Annotated in this window: 27 protein-coding genes and 4 pseudogenes; 6 read left to right on the forward strand and 25 right to left on the reverse strand. The window is 41.9% G+C overall.

What is annotated here, in order from left to right; genetic code table 11:
- Positions 1 to 1,232, reverse strand: a 1,232-nt coding sequence (locus ACLPIE_RS21380) for an RHS repeat domain-containing protein (protein ID WP_430263690.1), incomplete at its 3' end; no start/stop codon positions are given.
- Here ACLPIE_RS21380 and ACLPIE_RS21385 point away from each other — a divergent pair.
- Positions 1,221 to 1,502, forward strand: coding sequence for a SymE family type I addiction module toxin (locus ACLPIE_RS21385; RefSeq protein ID WP_430263712.1), 282 nt, complete (start codon positions 1,221 to 1,223; stop codon positions 1,500 to 1,502). The genes ACLPIE_RS21380 and ACLPIE_RS21385 overlap by 12 nt on opposite strands.
- Positions 1,503 to 1,584: 82 nt before the next feature.
- On the opposite strand, the gene ACLPIE_RS21390 is transcribed toward ACLPIE_RS21385, so the two are convergent.
- Positions 1,585 to 1,794, reverse strand: coding sequence for a hypothetical protein (locus ACLPIE_RS21390; protein ID WP_430263691.1), 210 nt, complete (start codon positions 1,792 to 1,794; stop codon positions 1,585 to 1,587).
- A gap of 4 nt (positions 1,795 to 1,798) precedes the next feature.
- A pseudogene (locus tag ACLPIE_RS21395) lies at positions 1,799 to 2,779 on the reverse strand (RHS repeat-associated core domain-containing protein); the annotation flags it as partial.
- A 6-nt stretch (positions 2,780 to 2,785) separates the two neighbouring features.
- Between ACLPIE_RS21395 and ACLPIE_RS21400 the strand changes: the two are divergent.
- The gene (locus ACLPIE_RS21400) at positions 2,786 to 3,007 is read left to right on the forward strand and encodes a SymE family type I addiction module toxin (protein ID WP_430263692.1); all 222 of its coding nucleotides are present in this window, start codon (positions 2,786 to 2,788) and stop codon (positions 3,005 to 3,007) included.
- 70 nt (positions 3,008 to 3,077) lie between these two features.
- Here ACLPIE_RS21400 and ACLPIE_RS21405 read toward each other — a convergent pair whose 3' ends face one another.
- From ACLPIE_RS21405 to ACLPIE_RS21425, 5 genes and pseudogenes are all read right to left on the reverse strand, one after another.
- Positions 3,078 to 3,389 carry a hypothetical protein gene (locus tag ACLPIE_RS21405; RefSeq protein ID WP_430263693.1) on the reverse strand — a complete coding sequence of 104 codons (312 nt, stop codon included), beginning with the start codon at positions 3,387 to 3,389 and terminating at the stop codon, positions 3,078 to 3,080.
- 355 nt (positions 3,390 to 3,744) lie between these two features.
- Positions 3,745 to 4,185: pseudogene (locus ACLPIE_RS21410) on the reverse strand (RHS repeat-associated core domain-containing protein); the annotation flags it as partial.
- 1,083 nt (positions 4,186 to 5,268) lie between these two features.
- Positions 5,269 to 5,733, reverse strand: a complete 465-nt coding sequence (locus tag ACLPIE_RS21415) for a hypothetical protein (RefSeq protein ID WP_430263694.1) — start codon at positions 5,731 to 5,733, stop codon at positions 5,269 to 5,271.
- The gene (locus ACLPIE_RS21420) at positions 5,730 to 6,215 is read right to left on the reverse strand and encodes an RHS repeat-associated core domain-containing protein (RefSeq protein ID WP_430263695.1); all 486 of its coding nucleotides are present in this window, start codon (positions 6,213 to 6,215) and stop codon (positions 5,730 to 5,732) included. Before ACLPIE_RS21420 ends, ACLPIE_RS21415 begins: the two co-directional genes overlap by 4 nt.
- Positions 6,149 to 7,282: an RHS domain-containing protein gene (locus tag ACLPIE_RS21425; RefSeq protein WP_430263696.1), complete on the reverse strand. Its 1,134-nt coding sequence runs from the start codon at positions 7,280 to 7,282 to the stop codon at positions 6,149 to 6,151. The genes ACLPIE_RS21420 and ACLPIE_RS21425 overlap by 67 nt, the downstream gene beginning before the upstream one ends.
- Here ACLPIE_RS21425 and ACLPIE_RS21430 point away from each other — a divergent pair.
- Positions 7,232 to 7,483, forward strand: a complete 252-nt coding sequence (locus ACLPIE_RS21430) for a SymE family type I addiction module toxin (RefSeq protein ID WP_430263697.1) — start codon at positions 7,232 to 7,234, stop codon at positions 7,481 to 7,483. The genes ACLPIE_RS21425 and ACLPIE_RS21430 overlap by 51 nt on opposite strands.
- Here ACLPIE_RS21430 and ACLPIE_RS21435 read toward each other — a convergent pair.
- From ACLPIE_RS21435 to ACLPIE_RS21450, 4 genes and pseudogenes are all read right to left on the reverse strand, one after another.
- A complete protein-coding gene (locus tag ACLPIE_RS21435) occupies positions 7,480 to 7,710 on the reverse strand; it encodes a hypothetical protein (protein ID WP_430263698.1) in 231 nt (76 codons plus the stop codon). The two genes, ACLPIE_RS21430 and ACLPIE_RS21435, sit on opposite strands and share 4 nt — an antisense overlap.
- 21 nt (positions 7,711 to 7,731) lie before the next feature.
- Positions 7,732 to 8,106, reverse strand: a complete 375-nt coding sequence (locus ACLPIE_RS21440; protein ID WP_430263699.1) for a hypothetical protein — start codon at positions 8,104 to 8,106, stop codon at positions 7,732 to 7,734.
- Entirely contained in the window at positions 8,106 to 8,513 is a 408-nt protein-coding gene (locus ACLPIE_RS21445) for a polymorphic toxin type 30 domain-containing protein (protein WP_430263713.1), read from the reverse strand. Before ACLPIE_RS21445 ends, ACLPIE_RS21440 begins: the two co-directional genes overlap by 1 nt.
- Positions 8,492 to 8,576 (reverse strand): annotated as a pseudogene (locus ACLPIE_RS21450) (RHS repeat-associated core domain-containing protein); the annotation flags it as partial. The gene ACLPIE_RS21445 and the pseudogene ACLPIE_RS21450, both read right to left, overlap by 22 nt.
- Before the next feature lie 96 nt (positions 8,577 to 8,672).
- On the opposite strand from ACLPIE_RS21450, the gene ACLPIE_RS21455 reads away from it, so the two are divergent.
- On the forward strand, positions 8,673 to 9,038 hold the full coding sequence (locus tag ACLPIE_RS21455; protein WP_430263700.1) for a SymE family type I addiction module toxin: 366 nt from the start codon (positions 8,673 to 8,675) through the stop codon (positions 9,036 to 9,038).
- A gap of 71 nt (positions 9,039 to 9,109) precedes the next feature.
- Here the strand turns inward: ACLPIE_RS21455 and ACLPIE_RS21460 are convergent, their stop codons facing one another.
- Positions 9,110 to 9,574, reverse strand: coding sequence for a hypothetical protein (locus ACLPIE_RS21460; RefSeq protein ID WP_430263701.1), 465 nt, complete (start codon positions 9,572 to 9,574; stop codon positions 9,110 to 9,112).
- Entirely contained in the window at positions 9,571 to 10,401 is an 831-nt protein-coding gene (locus tag ACLPIE_RS21465) for an RHS repeat-associated core domain-containing protein (protein WP_430263702.1), read from the reverse strand. Before ACLPIE_RS21465 ends, ACLPIE_RS21460 begins: the two co-directional genes overlap by 4 nt.
- Positions 10,402 to 10,475: 74 nt before the next feature.
- Between ACLPIE_RS21465 and ACLPIE_RS21470 the strand changes: the two genes are divergently transcribed.
- Positions 10,476 to 10,682 (forward strand): SymE family type I addiction module toxin, encoded by a 207-nt coding sequence (locus ACLPIE_RS21470; RefSeq protein WP_430263714.1) that lies wholly within the window; start codon positions 10,476 to 10,478, stop codon positions 10,680 to 10,682.
- Between the two features lie 124 nt (positions 10,683 to 10,806).
- On the opposite strand, the gene ACLPIE_RS21475 is transcribed toward ACLPIE_RS21470, so the two are convergent.
- From ACLPIE_RS21475 to ACLPIE_RS21485, 3 genes and pseudogenes are all read right to left on the reverse strand, one after another.
- On the reverse strand, positions 10,807 to 11,097 hold the full coding sequence (locus ACLPIE_RS21475; protein WP_272526485.1) for a barstar family protein: 291 nt from the start codon (positions 11,095 to 11,097) through the stop codon (positions 10,807 to 10,809).
- Between the two features lie 2 nt (positions 11,098 to 11,099).
- On the reverse strand, positions 11,100 to 11,771 hold the full coding sequence (locus tag ACLPIE_RS21480) for an RHS repeat-associated core domain-containing protein (RefSeq protein ID WP_430263703.1): 672 nt from the start codon (positions 11,769 to 11,771) through the stop codon (positions 11,100 to 11,102).
- Between the two features lie 44 nt (positions 11,772 to 11,815).
- Positions 11,816 to 12,358 (reverse strand): annotated as a pseudogene (locus ACLPIE_RS21485) (RHS repeat-associated core domain-containing protein); the annotation flags it as partial.
- A gap of 152 nt (positions 12,359 to 12,510) precedes the next feature.
- On the opposite strand from ACLPIE_RS21485, the gene ACLPIE_RS21490 reads away from it, so the two are divergent.
- Complete coding sequence (locus ACLPIE_RS21490) at positions 12,511 to 12,831, forward strand: SymE family type I addiction module toxin (protein ID WP_430263704.1); 321 nt, start codon at positions 12,511 to 12,513, stop codon at positions 12,829 to 12,831.
- A gap of 71 nt (positions 12,832 to 12,902) precedes the next feature.
- Here ACLPIE_RS21490 and ACLPIE_RS21495 read toward each other — a convergent pair whose 3' ends face one another.
- From ACLPIE_RS21495 to ACLPIE_RS21530, 8 genes are all read right to left on the reverse strand, one after another.
- On the reverse strand, positions 12,903 to 13,157 hold the full coding sequence (locus ACLPIE_RS21495) for a hypothetical protein (protein WP_430263705.1): 255 nt from the start codon (positions 13,155 to 13,157) through the stop codon (positions 12,903 to 12,905).
- 2 nt (positions 13,158 to 13,159) lie between these two features.
- A complete protein-coding gene (locus ACLPIE_RS21500; protein ID WP_430263706.1) occupies positions 13,160 to 14,617 on the reverse strand; it encodes an RHS repeat domain-containing protein in 1,458 nt (485 codons plus the stop codon).
- A 211-nt stretch (positions 14,618 to 14,828) separates the two neighbouring features.
- Positions 14,829 to 15,446: a GAD-like domain-containing protein gene (locus ACLPIE_RS21505; RefSeq protein WP_430263707.1), complete on the reverse strand. Its 618-nt coding sequence runs from the start codon at positions 15,444 to 15,446 to the stop codon at positions 14,829 to 14,831.
- A gap of 18 nt (positions 15,447 to 15,464) precedes the next feature.
- Entirely contained in the window at positions 15,465 to 16,094 is a 630-nt protein-coding gene (locus ACLPIE_RS21510) for a GAD-like domain-containing protein (protein ID WP_430263708.1), read from the reverse strand.
- A 94-nt stretch (positions 16,095 to 16,188) separates the two neighbouring features.
- Positions 16,189 to 16,581, reverse strand: a complete 393-nt coding sequence (locus ACLPIE_RS21515; RefSeq protein WP_430263709.1) for a thioredoxin family protein — start codon at positions 16,579 to 16,581, stop codon at positions 16,189 to 16,191.
- Positions 16,574 to 17,863 carry a hypothetical protein gene (locus tag ACLPIE_RS21520; RefSeq protein ID WP_430263710.1) on the reverse strand — a complete coding sequence of 430 codons (1,290 nt, stop codon included), beginning with the start codon at positions 17,861 to 17,863 and terminating at the stop codon, positions 16,574 to 16,576. Before ACLPIE_RS21520 ends, ACLPIE_RS21515 begins: the two co-directional genes overlap by 8 nt.
- Before the next feature lie 25 nt (positions 17,864 to 17,888).
- The gene (locus ACLPIE_RS21525; protein ID WP_094960741.1) at positions 17,889 to 18,851 is read right to left on the reverse strand and encodes a beta propeller repeat protein; all 963 of its coding nucleotides are present in this window, start codon (positions 18,849 to 18,851) and stop codon (positions 17,889 to 17,891) included.
- On the reverse strand, positions 18,851 to 19,606 hold a 756-nt coding region (locus ACLPIE_RS21530), incomplete at its 5' end, for an HNH/endonuclease VII fold toxin-2 domain-containing protein (protein ID WP_430263711.1). The genes ACLPIE_RS21525 and ACLPIE_RS21530, both read right to left, overlap by 1 nt.

Genomic DNA, 19,606 nt, shown 5'->3' on the forward strand with positions numbered 1-19,606 from the left:
TGTCCTACAACTGAATCTCTAAGTACAGAATAATCACCAACATCCCATTCTTTACCTATTTGGTTTTTTAATAGTTCATCACAACAACCACCCGCCAACCCCAGCGGATCAATAAACCCTGTCGGACTATGCACATACCCATACGGATTCACACCACCCAGTAGCCCTATCGGGTCGGGGGAGATATACTGCCCGTTGTCCTTATCATAATAGCGGAAGCGGTTGTAATACAAGCCCGTTTCTCGGTCTTCATATTGACCCGCAAAACGGAAGTGACATTCGGTATAAGTTGGGTCATTGTCGGCAAGGCCATCGCGGGATTGCCAAAATTGCATCTGCCCCCACGTATTCAGGCGCCCTGCCCAGCTCGCCTTACCCGCTTCCGTGAAAATTTCTCTCGGTGTGCCTTGGTGGTCGGTCACCACATAGTGCAATTTGCCATTTTGATAACGCGCCGTCGGTGTAATGGCCCCCGGCTCGTACAACCATTGAATTTGTGAATCATAAGCCGGTGTTCCATCGGCATAAATTGGCGTTTCCTCCACCATTTGGTCACCCGACCACAAATAGTGCCACGCCGTCACTTTGGGCTTAAGTTGGGGAAACCGTGGGTTGACATGCGCCGCTTGGCTATCCACGGTTTGCGTTTTACTCAGCCGTCGGCCAAACGCATCATAGGTATAGCGCCAACAATCCCCTTTAGGTGTGAAACAGGCGGTCAGTTGGTTTTGTGTGTTCCACAGATAGCGCCATTCCTTTGGGCGGTAACCCTGTTCATGAACGATTTTCTTCTCTAGCCGCCCATTCACATCATAATGATAAAGCTGATACCCCCTTGCCGTATCCCGCCGTGTAACACGCCCCGCTTGTTGTTGCTGGAATAACTGCAACATCGCCCCTTGCGCTTCCGACGGCAACGTCATGTGCTCGGTGAGGTTTAAGTTTGCATCATAAAGGAACTTTTCATCGCGATTGCCAATTTGGTTGCTGTATTGGGTTTCGATGATTTGGTCGTTCGCGTTATACCGATAGGTGGTTTGCTTCCAGCGGTCATCCTCGATGCCCACCACATTGTGTGCGCGGTCGTATTGATACGAACGGTGTACATCGGTACAAAATGGCGGCTGATGCGGGTTATGTTGCAGTGATTGTAAGAAATGTTCACTGCCCCGTCCTGCCCGTTGATGGGCGAGTAATCCGGTGGAGGTGTAATGGCTTGAATTCTTTCCCAAACAGAACGTTATTACACGGTGTGCTATGCCCCGAATTGCAGTAAAACCAGCCCACCGCCGGCAATCCACTTAACAGGGCATTGGTTAAAAGACGCGGGTTTTGAGACAGGTTTCACGTTCACCGTCAAAATTTTAAACGGTTGTTTGGTGTTGATCCCCGACAGCGAAGACATTCGAGCGATAAAGCAGCAGAACCAACAACAGCAAGCGCAGCTAACCGCCATACGGCATACCATGCGCGAGCTGATGGCAGAGTCTATCAGCGGCTAAAGGGTAAACTGAGCAGCTCTAAAAAAACGAAGAAGCCAGAAGATTGGAAGACCTTCTGGCTTCTTTTAGATTGATAAACTAATTAGCAATAATAAAAGTAAATAGCGCGAATTAAGCTGCCATCATCTTGACTAATTATTTTTACTCCAAAATCATTAATATCCGCCAATATTCCTTTTACAGGAACATCATCTCTATCAATATAATTATATATTTCATCTTTTTTATTTTCATCAATTACGTATTTATTGGCTAAATATCTAAGGTTTTTTCGTAATTCATCTTCTGTCATATAATTATTCCGGAATAATTGTAACTTTATCGAAAGTTACAGGTAAATTTTTCTCTACAGGTAATAACTGGACTGCACCGCCTTTACCATATTGAGGATACGCACTAGTGAATAGTTCAAATTCAGGTCCTTTACCACCATTAGCAAGAGGAACTTTAACTTGTGGTACCCCATTTTTATAAAGTTGCAATGTATCAAATTCACCCAGTAGTCGAGCATCACTCCAAGATGCAGGATTGCCTTTTTCATAAAATATTTGATAGGCATCACGAGCTTCTTTACCGGAGCCATACTTTGTATAGCCAAAATAGCTCAATGGTGCAGTTTTACTTTCTATTGTAGCGGCAGTCCATTCAGATTGGCTATCCATATATCTATAGGCTTTGGAAGGCATTGTCGCACTTGGCCCAGCAGGCCCAACATAAAAATCAGGTTTACTACATTCGCCCTTATTTCCAATTCCTCCGGCAAGACCTAGAGGATCAATAAATTTTGTCGGACAATGTACGTAACTGTAAGGATTTAACCCTCCCAACAGCCCTATCGGATCGGGGGAGATATACTGTCCGTTGTCCTTATCATAATAGCGGAAGCGGTTGTAATACAAGCCCGTTTCTCGGTCTTCATATTGACCCGCAAAACGGAAGTGGCATTCGGTATAAGTTGGGTCATTATCGGCAAGACCATCGCGGGATTGCCAAAATTGCATCTGCCCCCACGTATTCAGGCGCCCTGCCCAGCTCGCCTTACCCGCTTCTGTAAAAATCTCTCGCGGCGTGCCTTGGTGGTCGGTCACCACATAGTGCAATTTGCCATTTTGATAACGGGCGGTCGGTGTAATAGCCCCCGGTTCGTACAACCATTGAATTTGTGAATCATAAGCCGGTGTTCCATCGGCATAGATTGGCGTTTCTTCCACCATTTGGTCGCCTGACCACAAATAGTGCCATGCCGTCACTTTGGGCTTAAGTTGGGGAAACTGTGGATTAACATGCGCTGCTTGGCTATCCACTTAACAGGGCAATGGCTAAAATCCGCGGGCTTTGAGGCAGGCTTCACGTTCACGGTGAAGATTTTAAACGGCTGTTTGGTGTTAATCCCCGACAGCGAAGATATCCGAACGATAAAGCAACAAAACCAACAACAGCAAGCGCAGCTCACCGCCATATGGCACAGCATGCGCGAGCTAATGGCGGAGTATACCAGCGGCTAAAGGGTAAACTGAGCAGCTATAAAAACGAAGAAGCCAGAAGATTAAACAACCTTCTGGCTTACTGTCGTAATTATATTTTTGTTATTACACCTTTACCTATATATCCATTTTCCCACATATCAAAACTAGTCCCTACTTTTAAATAGGGGAATACTTCATCTGGAGATAAAAAAATAATTGGAATATTATCTTTAGATTCACCGGGATATATATCAACACCTGCTTCATTAACTAACATCCTACAGTCAAACCCATGTGAAGTAAGTTCTTTCGGTGACTCAAAAAACAAAGGACACCCATAATATCTTGCTGATATTATGGGTAATTTACGGCCCCCCAATTCTGTTTTAAAGAGGGTTATTGTTGCATAAGCTTTCTTCATATTATTTTCCTGGCAAAGGGGAATGGTTTAAAACATTAGGTTTTAAGCCTGCCAAAATATCACTTGGTAGAACATATGCAGGAATGCCTCCATCGACCTCAGCATAGAATTTAGGATCACTAATTAAGTTTTTAGGTACGCTTGTTTTCACAATGGTATATGGTTCATCACCAAAACCTAAGACTGCTTTTTTCCCATATTCTGAAGCTTTCTCACCGGAAGTAGTAAAGTATTTTGTTTCAATACCTGCAGGGTTATTAAAAGCATTAGTTTGTTTTATATTGTTTAGCTCATCAGGGCCAACAGCTCTATATAAGTCAACAGTCTCTGAATCACCACCAAGTTTTGAAGTGCCACTCAACCCAAGCGGATCTATCCAACCTGTCGGATTATGCACATACCCGTACGGATTCACACCACCCAATAGCCCTATCGGATCAGGGGAGATATACTGCCCGTTGTCCTTATCATAATAGCGGAAGCGGTTGTAATACAAGCCCGTTTCTCGGTCTTCATATTGGCCCGCAAAACGAAAGTGGCATTCGGTATAAGTTGGATCATTATCGGCGAGGCCATCGCGGGATTGCCAAAATTGCATCTGCCCCCACGTATTCAGGCGCCCCGCCCAGCTCGCCTTACCCGCTTCTGTAAAAATCTCTCGAGGCGTGCCTTGGTGGTCGGTCACCACATAATGTAATTTGCCATTTTGATAACGGGCGGTCGGTGTAATAGCCCCCGGTTCGTACAACCATTGAATTTGTGAATCATAAGCCGGTGTTCCATCGGCATAAATTGGCGTTTCCTTCACCATTTGGTCGCCTGACCACAAATAGTGCCATGCCGTCACTTTGGGCTTAAGTTGGGGAAACCGTGGGTTGACATGCGCCGCTTGGCTATCCACGGTTTGCGTTTTACTCAGCCTGCGACCAAACGCATCGTAGGTATAGCGCCAACAATCCCCTTTAGGCGTGAAACACGCGGTCAGTTGGTTTTGTGTGTTCCACAGATAGCGCCATTCTCTCGGTCGGTAACCCTGTTCATGAACGATTTTCTTCTCTAGCCGCCCGTTTACATCGTAGTGGTAAAGCTGATAGCCCCTTGCCGTATCTCGCCGTGTAACACGCCCCGCTTGTTGTTGCTGGAATAACTGCAACATCGCCCCTTGCGCATCCGACGGTAACGTCATGTGCTCGGTGAGGTTTAAGTTCGCATCATAAAGAAACTTTTCATCACGATTGCCAATTTGGTTGCTGTATTGGGTTTCGATGATTTGGTCGTTCGCGTTATACCGATAGGTGGTTTGCTTCCAGCGGTCATCCTCAATGCCCACCGCATTGTGTGTGTGGTCGTATTGGTAAGAACGGTGCACATCGGTACAAAATGGCGGCTGATGCGGGTTATGTTGTAGCGATTGCAAGAAGTTTTCACTGCCACGCCCCGCCCGTTGATGGGCTAATAATCCGGTTGCGGTATAGTGTATAGCTATATTGCAGGCGCCGGTTCTAACTCAGGTGGCAGCGTAAATAAAGCTAAGAAAACAGATAGTTAACACAGTTGAGTATGCCCCGAGTGGCAGTAAAACCAGCCCGCCACCTGAAATCCACTTAACGGGGCATTGGTTGAAGGAAGCGGGTTTTGAGACCAGTTTCACGTTCACGGTGAAGATATTAAAAGGCTGTTTGGTATTGATACCAGACAGCGAAGACATCCGAGCGATGAAGCAGCAAAACCAACAACAGCAAGCGCAGCTCACCGCCATATGGCACAGCATGCGCGAGCTAATGGCGGAGTATATCAGCGGCTAAAGGGTAAACTGAGCGGCTCTTAAAAACTAATAAGCCAGAAGATTAAAGGATCTTCTGGCTTATTTTCGACTAAATTAAATATCAACTAGTTTTTTTAAGTTCATTAACTCATTATCATTTAAAGGCTGATATTTACTATAAAGATCTGTATGGCAAATAAAATTATTATCAGCCGTTAAAGCTGCATATACGCCACCTGACATTTCGCTAGGGTCAAAAAGCCCTGGAGGATCAGAGAAATATCCGTCAAGTCCACACCAACTAATCCTAGCACCATGGCTTATAAAATAAGTTAAAGTATTTTTCGTGACTACTTTCCATTCGTCTGGATATGTAGAAAACCTAACATCCCAAACCCATGTAACCCATTCATTACCAAATAATTTATATTTTTTTGTTTCAGTTCCTTCTGGCCACAAAAAAATTGGAAAATTAGGTGTAATATAATCAGCATCTTTATTGAAAAGATAAAAAGTCTGTCCATCTACATCCCCAAAAGTACTATTCCAATAAATGCCTAAAATATCTTTTGTTATCACCGTGGAATTCCCCACTTTGCAATTTGCTGTGAATCTGGAACTATTGAGGTAGCTATTAATCCTTTATTAGGACCTTCTTTATAAACCATAAAAGCAACTGTTTTACCATTTGCTACCCCAGTAAAGCCAGTTACGGCATTTCCATCTCTTAACACATGTTCAAATGTAGAAACAGGATTCTCTAAAATATCTATTCCCATTTCTTTAAATTTTACCGCTGTATTTTTATTCCAATTTGGTAAAACACCTTCATCAATTAAATGACGCGCTGCATGTTGAACACGCTTAGGATTAGAAAAAGCACTTTCAGCAGTACCTTTCGCAAAGGTTAAAGGACAACCCGCCAACCCAAACGGATCTATAAACCCTACCGGACAGTACACATACCCATACGGATTAAACCCACCCAATAGCCCTATCGGATCGGGGGAGATATACTGCCCGTTGTCCTTATCATAATAGCGGAAGCGGTTGTAATACAAGCCCGTTTCTCGGCCTTCATATTGACCCGCAAAACGGAAGTGGCATTCGGTATAATTGGGGTCATTGTCGGCGAGGCCATCGCGGGATTGCCAAAATTGCATCTGCCCCACGTATTCAGGCGCCCTGCCCAGCTCGCCTTACCCGCTTCTGTAAAAATCTCTCGCGGCGTGCCTTGGTGGTCGGTCACCACATAGTGCAATTTGCCATTTTGATAGCGCGCCGTCGGTGTAATAGCCCCCGGTTCGTACAACCATTGAATTTGTGAATCATAAGCCGGTGTTCCATCGGCATAAATTGGCGTTTCCTCCACCATTTGGTCGCCTGACCACAAATAGTGCCATGCCGTCACTTTGGGCTTAAGTTGGGGAAACCGTGGATTAACATGCGCCGCTTGGCTATCCACGATTTGCGTTTTACTCAGCCGTCGGCCAAACGCATCATAGGTATAGCGCCAACAATCCCCTTTAGGCGTGAAACACGCGGTCAGTTGGTTTTGTGTGTTCCACAGATAGCGCCATTCTCTCGGTCGGTAACCCTGTTCATGAACGATTTTCTTCTCTAGCCGCCCATTCACATCATAATGATAAAGCTGATAGCCCCTTGCCGTATCCCGCCGTGTGACTCGCCCCGCTTGTTGTTGCTGGAATAACTGCAACATCGCCCCTTGCGCATCCGACGGTAACGTCATGTGCTCGGTGAGGTTTAAGTTCGCATCATAAAGGAACTTTTCATCACGATTGCCAATTTGGTTGCTGTATTGGGTTTCGATGATTTGGTCGTTCGCGTTATACCGATAGGTGGTTTGCTTCCAGCGGTCATCCTCGATGCCCACCACATTGTGTGCGCGGTCGTATTGATACGAACGGTGTACATCGGTACAAAATGGCGGCTGATGCGGGTTATGTTGCAGTGATTGTAAGAAATGTTCACTGCCCCGTCCTGCCCGTTGATGGGCGAGTAACCCGGTGGCGGTGTAATGGCTTGAATTCTTTCCCAAACAGAACGTTATTACACGGTGGGCTATGCCCCGAGCAGCAGCAAAGCCAGCCCACCACCGGCAATTCATTTAACAGGGCACTGGTTAAATGACGCCGGTTTTGAGACGGGTTTCACTTTTACCGTGAAGATTTTAAACGGCTGTTTGGTGTTAATCCCCGACAGCGAAGATATCCGAACGATAAAGCAACAAAACCAACAACAGAAAGCGCAGCTAACCGCCATACGGCATACCATGCGCGAGCTGATGGCGGAGTCTATCTGCAGCTAAAGGGTAAACTTAGCGGCTCTTAAAAACGAAGAAGCCAGAAGATTTGAAGATCTTCTGGCTTCTAGATAGGCAATTTTACTTTTTTTCCTTATTTTTTTGTAATCAGCATCAATCAAAGCTGAGATAAGACCAGTTTCATCAGGCCAATCCATGATGAATCTAGGATATGATGGCTTGTATTCTTGAGGAACCTCCACTCTTATCATTTCAGTTAATTCACTTTTCACCTTGTTCAATACTTTCTTTTATTAGGTTAGTATGTCATCAATACACTCTAATATCTCTTCTGTTGAATCCGATGTATTACTGTTATTTTTCCATTTTTTTATTGCATCTAGTTCTAAGTTTATTTTTATTTTTTTTGCATAAAGATGAATATCACTCATAGCGAAGATCGCATCGTATCTATTTTCATAGAAATTGCTTTTAAGGAATACACTAAGCAGTACATCCCAAAGTTCTTCAACAACCTCTTTGCTAGCCACTAATTTATTAGTGTAAGCTGAAGAAAATAAATCATGGACTGAACCTATTAATTCATACATATCAGTACATTGATTTGACAATGATAATTTTATTTCTTCTATTTTTTTCTTTAGAAAAGAATCAGAATCTTTAAACATTATGGAACCCCTGGAAATTTCGTCGGTTTATTTATAGGGATATGAACATCATTAATTAGTGATGGATTATAATTAGGGCTATCAGGGTTAAAAATACCAGCAGGATGATAATTTCCATTAATATCCATACTTTTTTTACCGTCCATAACCCTTACAACCCAGCCTTGACTAGCATTTGAACCAGCAGGTGCTACCCCATCTATATCATGAATACGCACTGTCGTTGTACCACCGTTAGCATTCTTCCATTTATATTCATATCCGTAGTCTCCTCTATATCCTTCTGGAGGAGTCAGTTTACGAACTTTCGCATTTTCTGGAATGGTAATTAAATCTGAGCCATCAGATTTTTTTATGGCATTCCCTAATAGGGATGTTGGACAACATGCCAACCCAAACGGGTCCACCCAACCCGTCGGATTATGCACATACCCATACGGATTCACACCACCCAGTAGCCCTATTGGGTCATAGGGCGTATTCCGACGCCGTTGTACTGCCGGATGCGTTCAACCAACTGATACACATCACTTTTTAAAGAGCGTTTGGCTGGCTAAGCGGTTTTCGTGAACCTTAAAATCTCGACGCGTACTTTTTCAAGTTTACCTGTTTTAGCTAAGGCGCATTCTAAGCAAAACCGAGCGGTAAATAAAGCCCCCAAAACAGAGCGTTATTACACGGTGGGGTATGCCCCGAGTGGCAGTAAAACCAGTCCACCGCCGGCAATCCACTTAACAGGGCATTGGTTAAAAGACGCAGGTTTTGAGACCGGTTTCACTTTTACCGTGAAGATTTTAAACGGCTGTTTGGTGTTAATCCCTGACAGCAAAGACATCCGAGCGATAAAGCAGCAGAACCAAGAACAGCAAGCACAGCTAACCGCCATACGGCACACCATGCGCGAGCTGATGGCGGAGTCTATCTGCTGCTAAAAGGTAAACTTAGCGGCTCTTAAAAATGAAGAAACCAGAAGATTGGAAGATCTTCTGGTTATAAACTTTTATTATTCAACTTCATAAAAGGTCATGCAAAAACCATCTTCATCAAACAATCCATTCTCGGAATGGATAAATTCAAATTCTTTTTCAGGAAAAAGTTCTTTCAACCTTTGACGCCAAAAATACTCTAATACACTAGAAAATTTGGCCATTAATTCTACACTTTCGCTTGCTTCACTTGCCGCCATTAAAAAAAACTCAGAAAGACAAAAATTATTATTAGTCATTTCTAATGTTTTTTTATCCTTGCCATCTCCCTCAAATGGTTTAAATTGTTCATCTGTATCATCATTTCGATAAATAACATTATCTATTTCAATAAATGTTGGGCAAAATAAACTTGCACAGGCTAGAACACCTTCTAAATCAACACAATTTGCTACAAAATTGGTCAATGGTACATTTGCAGGATAACCTGATGGAAACTTCGTAAGTAAAGCATTCGAAACTATACTATTATATATATTCATTCTAACCCCAATAATATTCTAATTTCATCAGGAACATCCCTATCTGCAAACTTAGTTTCACTACCTGAATGAGGAAATAACTCTCCAGTCTTCGGATTTTTATTCCATTTTGTTATTTTAATTCTATTTGAGCTAACATCTGCGAGGCGTCGACCATCAGAACCATAAACAATTACATGCCCTCCAGTCGTTTTTAGATAAGTATTAGGAGTACTCATTGCTGGTAATTTATTACCACTTCGTCCAGCATCTATCACTTGCCCATCAAATTTTAAGTTTCTAAAATATTCTAGATCTAGAACTTGCCCCTTTGAATCAACCAAAAATCGGGTTTTATTTTCACTTAAAGAACCATCAAGTTTTGAGCTACCACTCAACCCAAACGGATCAACCCAACCTGTCGGACAGTGTACATACCCATACGGATTAAACCCACCCAGTAGCCCTATTGGGTCGGGGGAGATATACTGCCCGTTGTCCTTATCATAATAGCGGAAGCGGTTGTAATACAAGCCCGTTTCTCGGTCTTCGTATTGGCCCGCAAAACGAAAGTGGCATTCGGTATAAGTTGGGTCATTGTCGGCAAGGCCATCGCGGGATTGCCAAAATTGCATCTGCCCCCACGTATTCAGGCGCCCCGCCCAGCTCGCCTTACCCGCTTCTGTAAAAATTTCTCTCGGTGTGCCTTGGTGGTCGGTCACCACATAGTGCAATTTGCCATTTTGATAGCGCGCCGTCGGTGTAATGGCCCCCGGTTCGTACAACCATTGAATTTGTGAATCATAAGCCGGTGTTCCATCGGCATAAATTGGCGTTTCCTCCACCATTTGGTCGCCTGACCACAAATAGTGCCACGCCGTCACTTTGGGCTTAAGTTGGGGAAACCGTGGGTTGACTAGCAATCCACTTAACGGGACATTGGCTAAAAGACGCAGGTTTTGAGACCGGTTTCACGTTCACCGTTAAGATTTTAAACGGCTGTTTGGTCTTGATACCCGACAGCGAAGACATTCGAGCGATAAAGCAGCAGAACCAACAACAGCAAGCGCAGCTAACCGCCATACGGCATACCATGCGCGAGTTGATGGCGGAATATATCAGAGGTTAAAGGTAAAGCGGCTCTAAGAAACAAAGAAGCCAGAAGATTGGAAGATTGGAAGATTGGAAGATTGGAAGATTGGAAGATCTTCTGGCTAAATATTTAAGCGGTTATACAGATAAAAAGACCTATCTTATAAGAGCTCAAAATCAAAGTTTTTTTTGTTAAACTTTTCAAATTCTGATATTTTTTTGAAGACAGACTGTAATTGTTCAAATTCTACTGGGTACTTACTTTTAAAAACATTGCTATTTTTCCAAGTAATAATTACAGGTTTATCACATTTATCGATTGGAATCATGAAATCATATAATGCATCAGGATTATTTCCAAAATAAGGACCAAAATCAAATTCATTACAAAATACTTTGTATACCTCTAGAGGAGTGCTTTGCTGATTACCATCTAATATGATGTTCTTCATGACTATTTTTTCCCTTTACAATTATAAATATCTAATGATTCAGCTGTTTCATAATGATTAGATGTTATGTAAGTTAATCCATCATTAGAATACAATAAACGAGTTCCTGGCTGCTTAGCTCTAGACATTTTATTGTCCAAACCAATATCGGCTTCATACCATATTCTTCCAGGGGAATCAGGTAAAATACTTGTGCTGTTAGCAAAAATATCTCCCCCAATTTGCCCTCCAGGAACATAATTACCAAGAGCTTTCCCTCTAGACCAACCAGCTGCTTCAGCTTGAGATTTTGTTACGTAATTATTAGGAAGCTTTCCTGTCGTCTTTAAGCTATTTACAGCATCATTTGCACTTTCTGCTGTATTGTAATACTGATTGAGCAATGCTCCTTGGGCTGAGCTGGCTGCATAAGTACCACCGGATAAAGAAGCATTTAATCCTAATGGATCAATCCAACCCACTGGATTATGCACATACCCATACGGATTCACACCACCCAATAGCCCTATGGGATCGGGGGAGATATACTGCCCGTTGTCCTTATCATAATAGCGGAAGCGGTTGTAATACAAGCCCGTTTCTCGGTCTTCATATTGGCCCGCAAAACGGAAGTAGCATTCGGTATAAGTTGGGTCATTATCGGCAAGGCCATCGCGGGATTGCCAAAATTGCATCTGCCCCACGTATTCAGGCGCCCCGCCCAACTCGCCCTGCCTGCTTCCGTGAAAATCTCTCGCGGCGTGCCTTGGTGGTCGGTCACCACATAATGTAATTTGCCATTTTGATAACGGGCGGTCGGTGTAATAGCCCCCGGTTCGTACAACCATTGAATTTGTGAATCATAAGCCGGTGTTCCATCGGCATAAATTGGCGTTTCCTCCACCATTTGGTCGCCTGACCACAAATAGTGCCATGCTGTCACTTTGGGCTTAAGTTGGGGAAACCGTGGGTTGACATGCGCCGCTTGGCTATCCACGGTTTGCGTTTTATTCAGCCGTCGGCCAAACGCATCATAGGTATAGCGCCAACAATCCCCTTTAGGCGTGAAACACGCGGTCAGTTGGTTTTGTGTGTTCCACAGATAGCGCCATTCTCTCGGTCGGTAACCCTGTTCATGAACGATTTTCTTCTCTAGCCGCCCGTTTACATCGTAGTGGTAAAGCTGATAGCCCCTTGCCGTATCGCGCCGTGTAACACGCCCCGCTTGTTGTTGCTGGAATAACTGCAACATCGCCCCTTGCGCATCCGACGGTAACGTCATGTGCTCGGTGAGGTTTAAGTTCGCATCATAAAGAAACTTTTCATCACGATTGCCAATTTGGTTGCTGTATTGGGCTTCAACAATTTGGTCGTTCGCGTTATACCGATAGGTGGTTTGCTTCCAGCGGTCATCCTCGATGCCCACCACATTGTGTGCGCGGTCGTATTGATACGAACGGTGTACATCGGTACAAAATGGTGGCTGATGCGGGTTATGTTGTAGTGATTGCAGGAAATTTTTACTGCCACGGCCTGCCCGCAATTCACCTTAAAGGGCAGTGGCTAAAAGACGCAGTTTTTGAGACCGGTTTCGCGTTCACGGTGAAGATTTTAAACGGCTGTTTGGTGTTAATCCCCGACAGTGAAGACATCCGAGCGATGATGCAGCAAAACCAACAACAGCAAGCGCAACTAACCGCCATACGGCACGCCATGTGCGAGCTGATAGCGGAGTATGTTAGCGCTAAAAAATAATTAGAAGTTAGTCAAATTATACTTAAGCATAGTAAGTAAGATATTTTCTAGCTTATTATGCTCTCGGGTGCTTATGAAACCCACTGAGTTTTCTCTGGCAATTCCCCATTTCTCCAGTGTACATATATTTTACGGGACGCTCTCATAAAAAAATGTTTTCCTTGATCTGAATAAGCTGGTTTTATTAATGTTACTTCACCATTTTCTTTGCTTATTTCCAATAAACCATATCCATCACATTCATTACTTAATTCACTAGGATAAAAACTATATTGAGCTGTTTGCTCATTTTCTTTCTCTTTATTTATTAATATATAAAATGCCATTATTAAGGTTTCCAATCTCTTCCAGATTTAATCGCTGCGTCATGTGCGGTTCGATAAATAGTTGAAAAAATCCCTTCAAATCTAGACTCAAAATATTCATGTCTTAATAAATCAATATCTGATTTGATATAATCACCTTTCTTTAAACGCTCCCATGCATTTACCATTGCAGGGTCCGCATCAAATTTACCAAAGATACCATGATCTAAATGATGCTCTTTAAAAAACACATGATTTTTTACTCTTGAGATATGAGATTCTTTCCAACCTGTATTTCTTGCTATTTGAGCAATATCAGTAGGATCATTCCTGATTTTATTATAAAAAATTTCTGCTTTTTCCCAACCAGCAATACTCTCAGGATCTAAAACCTGCCTACCGCCTGTCTGTTTAATACTCGAAGTTCCACTCAACCCAAACGGATCAACCCAACCCACTGGACTATGCACATACCCATACGGATTCAATCCACCCAGTAGCCCTATTGGGTCGGGGGAGATATACTGCCCGTTGTCCTTATCATAATAGCGGAAGCGGTTGTAATACAAGCCCGTTTCTCGGTCTTCATATTGACCTGCAAAACGAAAGTGGCATTCGGTATAATTAGGGTCATTGTCAGCAAGGCCATCGCGGGATTGCCAAAATTGCATCTGCCCCCACGTATTCAGGCGCCCCGCCCAGCTCGCCTTACCCGCTTCCGTGAAAATCTCTCGCGGCGTGCCTTGGTGGTCGGTCACCACATAATGCAATTTGCCATTTTGATAGCGCGCCGTCGGTGTAATGGCCCCCGGCTCGTACAACCATTGAATTTGTGAATCATAAGCCGGTGTTCCATCGGCATAAATTGGCGTTTCCTCCACCATTTGGTCGCCCGACCACAAATAGTGCCATGCTGTCACTTTGGGCTTAAGTTGGGGAAACCGTGGATTAACATGTGCCGCTTGGCTATCCACGGTTTGCGTTTTACTCAGCCTGCGACCAAACGCATCGTAGGTATAGCGCCAACAATCCCCTCTAGGTGTGAAACACGCGGTCAGTTGGTTTTGTGTGCTCCACAGATAGCGCCATTCTCTCGGTCGGTAACCCTGTTCATGAACGATTTTCTTCTCTAGCCGCCCATTCACATCATAATGATAAAGCTGATAGCCCCTTGCCGTATCGCGCCGTGTAACACGCCCCGCTTGTTGTTGCTGGAATAACTGCAACATCGCCCCTTGCGCATCCGACGGTAACGTCATGTGCTCGGTGAGGTTTAAGTTCGCATCATAAAGGAACTTTTCATCACGATTGCCAATTTGGTTGCTGTATTGGGTTTCGATGATTTGGTCGTTCGCGTTATACCGATAGGTGATTTGCTTCCAACGGTCATCTTCAATACGCACTACATTGTGTGCACGGTCGTATTGATAAGAACGGTGCACATCGGTACAAAATGGCGGCTGATGTGGATTATGTTGCAAAGATTGTAAGAAATTATCACTGCCACGCCCCGCCCGTTGATGGGCGAGTAATCCGGTGGAGGTGTAATGGCTTGAATTGACAAACCCCGCCTCACTGCGGCGAAGGTATTCTTGCCCGACTGCATTGTTCAGCTCACAACCATAAGAACTCAGTCTATTATTTAATTTATATTATTTCAGTGAATATGTTATTGTAAGTAGAAACGTTTTTTTAAATAAATCTGATTGTGGGTGTAATTATTTTTCTTAATTCTAATAAATAATCAATAGCATTTCCCCTTTTAGATGCAATAAAGTTCGGTACTTCTAATTTTTGAATCATTGGTTCAAAACAAAAAATTTCATTTTCATTTAACACGCCATGCCTTTCAATTAAAGAAAAAAACATATCAGCGGGATCAAGATTTTTTTTATTTATTGTTTGGTAAATTTGATGAATGTGCCTATTTAGCTCATTTTGAGCTATTTTATTTATCTCCGATAAAGTTTCAATGACGCCATAGCGCACTAACACCCTACAAATAAATCCATATCGCTCACCCAATAAATAAAGATCACCAAAACCTGAAATGGCGATCACCTGAAAATTATCTATTTCAATTAGATGTGTACCATCTAACCATTCAAGAACAACATCTTTATACAGAGATGGATTTACTAAGGAGAAAAGGCCATATTGATAACTACTCCAGCCTTCATTTACCCAACAGGCAAGTAAATTATCGGGTAAAGTTGATTTCCATTTTGTAATATACTCAGTTGAAACATAACGAGAGGTTGTTGCTTCACCAAGGCTGTCAATTATTGATGAAAAATAAAGGTCTCTCATTATACATCCTCTTTGAAACTACACATTAATTTCGTTAATTTTCGGCTCAGCTAGTTGGGCCAAAATAGATAAATGAATACGTGCGTCGACTTTTTGTATATGTTTAATATCAAGTTCCCCACCTAAAATAATCGCAGGCTCAAAACCAAATATTTCATTATCACCAAGAGGCCCAAATTTTTTCACTGCCTTTTCAAATAGGCCTTCTTTACTGTGTCTATCTATCCTAGAAAATGCAAATAGAGTCTCTATACTAATATTTAAGCTTTTTTCAGTATGCTGTCGTTTCAATTCTTTAGTTTGTACAAATACAGTATTAAATACCGAATTAATAACTACACATTGCCCTGTTTTCTCACCGCATAAATAGATATTCCCAAATCCATTAATAGCAATCGCATGAAAGCTATCAATCTCCTCTAAATAGGTGTTTTCCAGCCACTCATCTACAATATCCTCATAGTCATCAGGATCCACAATAGTAAATAATCCATTATAATAACTACTCCGCCCTTCATTGTGCCAATAGGCTAAGAGCAATTCAGGTAACTTTCCTCGCCATTTATCAATTTCCTCCTCAGAAACAAAACGAGATATAGTGGCTTCTCCAAATTTTTCAACAAATAATTCAAAAGCTTCATCGCGCATCTTATTTTCCTTTTCCTCGACAAACTTCTAATTCTATCGTTACTTTTATCAAATTGTTTGATTTACAGTAAGGTAAGGCATTCGGATAACCATATTAATACGGTGTTCTTTGTTGGAAATCAGGAGCAGTTAAGTACTCTCTTACGCCAGGATCAAACTCAACGTCCATCACTTTATCTGAGTTTAAGATACTTATGATGGCGTCTAGTCCTGGCCTAATGGGACCTAAAAAATGAATATTTTGTTTCTTTTGTATCAGTACCACCGGAATTACATCTAGATCAATTTCACTCACTAATTCAGGATATTCATCGATATCAATCCAAATAAAACAATCATCAACAAATCTTTCAGACAAAAGCGTGAAAGTGTCTTTCCATGATTCACAATTATGACACCAAGAAGCACAAAAACTTATCACCAGTTTTTTTCCAAAGGCTGATTGATAACGAATATTGTCTTTATTTAAATCTGGGTAATTAATCACCTCTACTCCTTATATTTATTCGATTAAAGTAACAAATATCACTGTATTTAATTTTATTGCTCAGATGAAATAAGTGCCAATTTGCTATATGCCTTTCAAGCTGACAACCATTTTGAATAACTGCCTCACAATGAGAAATAGAAATAGTTTTACCTAAAAGTACTTTCCCTTTCAAATTCAGTGATAGTACTGTTCTTTTTACTGCTTCTTGATTAACTTGATTAACACTTGATGAAAGAAAACGAACTCGGCTATCAACCGCTAATTCGACCTGTTCTATAGAGGCAAATGTCAATTCAGGCGAATTCACATCAATGCCTGTAATCAAACAAATACCTTTAAATGCTAAGCGCGATAATTCAGGGACATCAAGATAACCAATAAGGTTTTGAAGATAAGCGGTATTACCGGAATTAGCATAATAAACAATCTTTAAGTAATCAGGCAGTAATTGTATTTGTTCTGATAATACAACTCCATCAAGCATAGAAGATGTATAACCCATCAACCTAGCGATATTCTCTATTATTTGTGAATGAATTAAGCTTTTACTTCCTTTTAAGCTATTTTCATTTAAATATAACTTAATTAGTTGAATTAATGCGGAATAAATACGATTATAGTCATCTGAAAGCCAACTAATTGCCTCTATAGCGGCATATTTTATTGTAAGATCTATTTCATGATTAAAGAGCTGCCATAGGTCTTCAGATACATTGTTTAGTCTCATATTTTTCGTATAGTCACATAGCGCTATTTTGACCTCTTTTGATGGGGAACTTAAATACTGTAAAAACGTTTCGTATTGAATAACCTCATCATCATATGTTTTTATTTTCAATAGCGCGATATAAAAAAAATATAAATCAATATCTTTAAGTATTGCTAATTGCGCATTTCTAGATGTGATTTCCACCCGAACCAGAGCATCTATAGCACCAATAAATGCATCAAAGCCTAATGTTTTTATCATTCGCCAAAAGTTATCAACACCTTTTTCATTATCTAGCTCATTAAAAAGCGAAGCATAAATAAAGGCATCCTCATAACCTTTCCAACGTTTTAATGCGGACAGTGCTTCATGTAAACCAAGCTGCCCGGCATGATATAAACCGTCAAGGTTCGCGTTTAATAGTGCATTAAAGTGATTAAACTGCTCCACATTAATTAATGAAGAATAACGGCTTTCATGTAGCGTTTTATAATAAAACGTCGCATTATTCAGATACTGCCGAATAATCGGAATTGGATTTGGAAAATCAATAGAGATTACTGTTGACATATTTTTATCTACTAAACATGTTTTATTAACTATAAGGCCTAACAATCTTATGCCATACCGTTCCATCATACAGGTCTACACTATAATCACCCGCTACCACTAAAATGCCGTCACGCACATCCATATGGCCAGACAGAAGAACAGATTCATCACCATCCATCGGGCGTACCATTTCATTGCCGTCCCAACACTGTAAACGATAGTCATCACAAGCCCAGACTTTATCTTCAAACCAGCGCAGTTGATTCAGTAAAATCGTCGAGCCCCCGTGGTACAATTTTTCCCATTGGAATTGACGGCCACGCCATAGGCTGCCGCCTTCACCACCGATATACACATAACCATCTGGGGCGCACAGCACTGCGCTTAATTGTTCATTGGAGGGAAAGCCACAGGGGATCCATTGTTCACCATCATAGTGCCAGACATCCCCTTCACCGCCAACGGCATACATATCTTGCTCTGAAAAACCATCAAGATCCGTGAATCCCATATCGGTATCTGTTTCTCCACCTGGAATACCTTTTTGAAGTCGCACCCATTTTCCAATGTCGACACGTTTATAAATTTCACGTGCAGAGCCGACATAATAGGCATAACCTTCAATGCATTTGATATTTTTAGGATTTGCAAAATCACCTTCCATGACCTTTTCTAAGGGAAACTTAGAACCACTACCCATAGATTTTACAAACCCATCATCCCCTCTAGAAGCAAGCATCCCTTGTTCTTTTGGTTTGAAACAAACTCCCACTTTAGGACTATCAAACCCCTCAAATCTAATATAATCAATCGGGTCATCTGGTGTATCTAAATAAATACATAACAACTGTGAAGGTATTTCACTATTCCAGAGATTTCTGGCTTTTTCATAGGGAACATCTTTGCGTAAGCAAAAATACACGATATTTTTATCTCGGATTGCACATCCAGTAAAAATATACCCTTTGATATATTTAGCCCAATGTTCTTTAGTAACATAACTCATTATCTTTCTCTCTCTTTTTCAACTGTTATTGGATTACCTCGAGAGTCTTTGGCAGGCAATCGTGCATTCTTACACATCGGCAAGTAGTAGCCCTTAAGTTGTTCTCTTATGCAATGATTAGAACAGTTGGCATATGGAAATGTTTTTTTGTGGGAACGTACTGCCGCATCAATCGCCTGATCCATACTCAGAGTATTATTATCTAATTTATTATTTTTAACTAAGGGGCTAAGTTCATCATCCATCGCCGTATGAATACGCCCATGGCTCCCACTATGCCAAGAAGTCCCTTCGACAAAAACGGTCGGAGCAACGGATGCATCATAATTTGGACAGGCGTCTTTTATCATATTGGAATAAATTAAATGATGCCCCGTTTGCCCTTTGCAACAGCCGCCGTTGTTGGCAGGCTCCGTTTTACTCCCTCTAGCCCCCTTAATGGCATTTTTTACAGAATAAGGGACTAAGTTACATTTTCGTGCCCGTGCACATGCATTTAATGAGGCTAATATTTCTTGCGTGTCTTCGGCTAACTTTTGGGCTTTTTTTATTTGCTCTTCTGGTGACAGATTTTTATAACTCTCCGTTTCTTTCATCAATTTCTTAATGTCTTCTGCTTTTTCGGATAGCTGTTTGGTGTTAATCCCCGACAGCGAAGATATCCGAACGATAAAGCAACAAAACCAACAACAGCAAGCGCAGCTAACCGCCATACGGCATACCATGGCGAGTTGATGGCGGAGTATGATAGCGGC

The sequence above is a fragment of the Providencia sp. Me31A genome (assembly GCF_050487165.1).
Lineage (GTDB): Bacteria > Pseudomonadota > Gammaproteobacteria > Enterobacterales > Enterobacteriaceae > Providencia.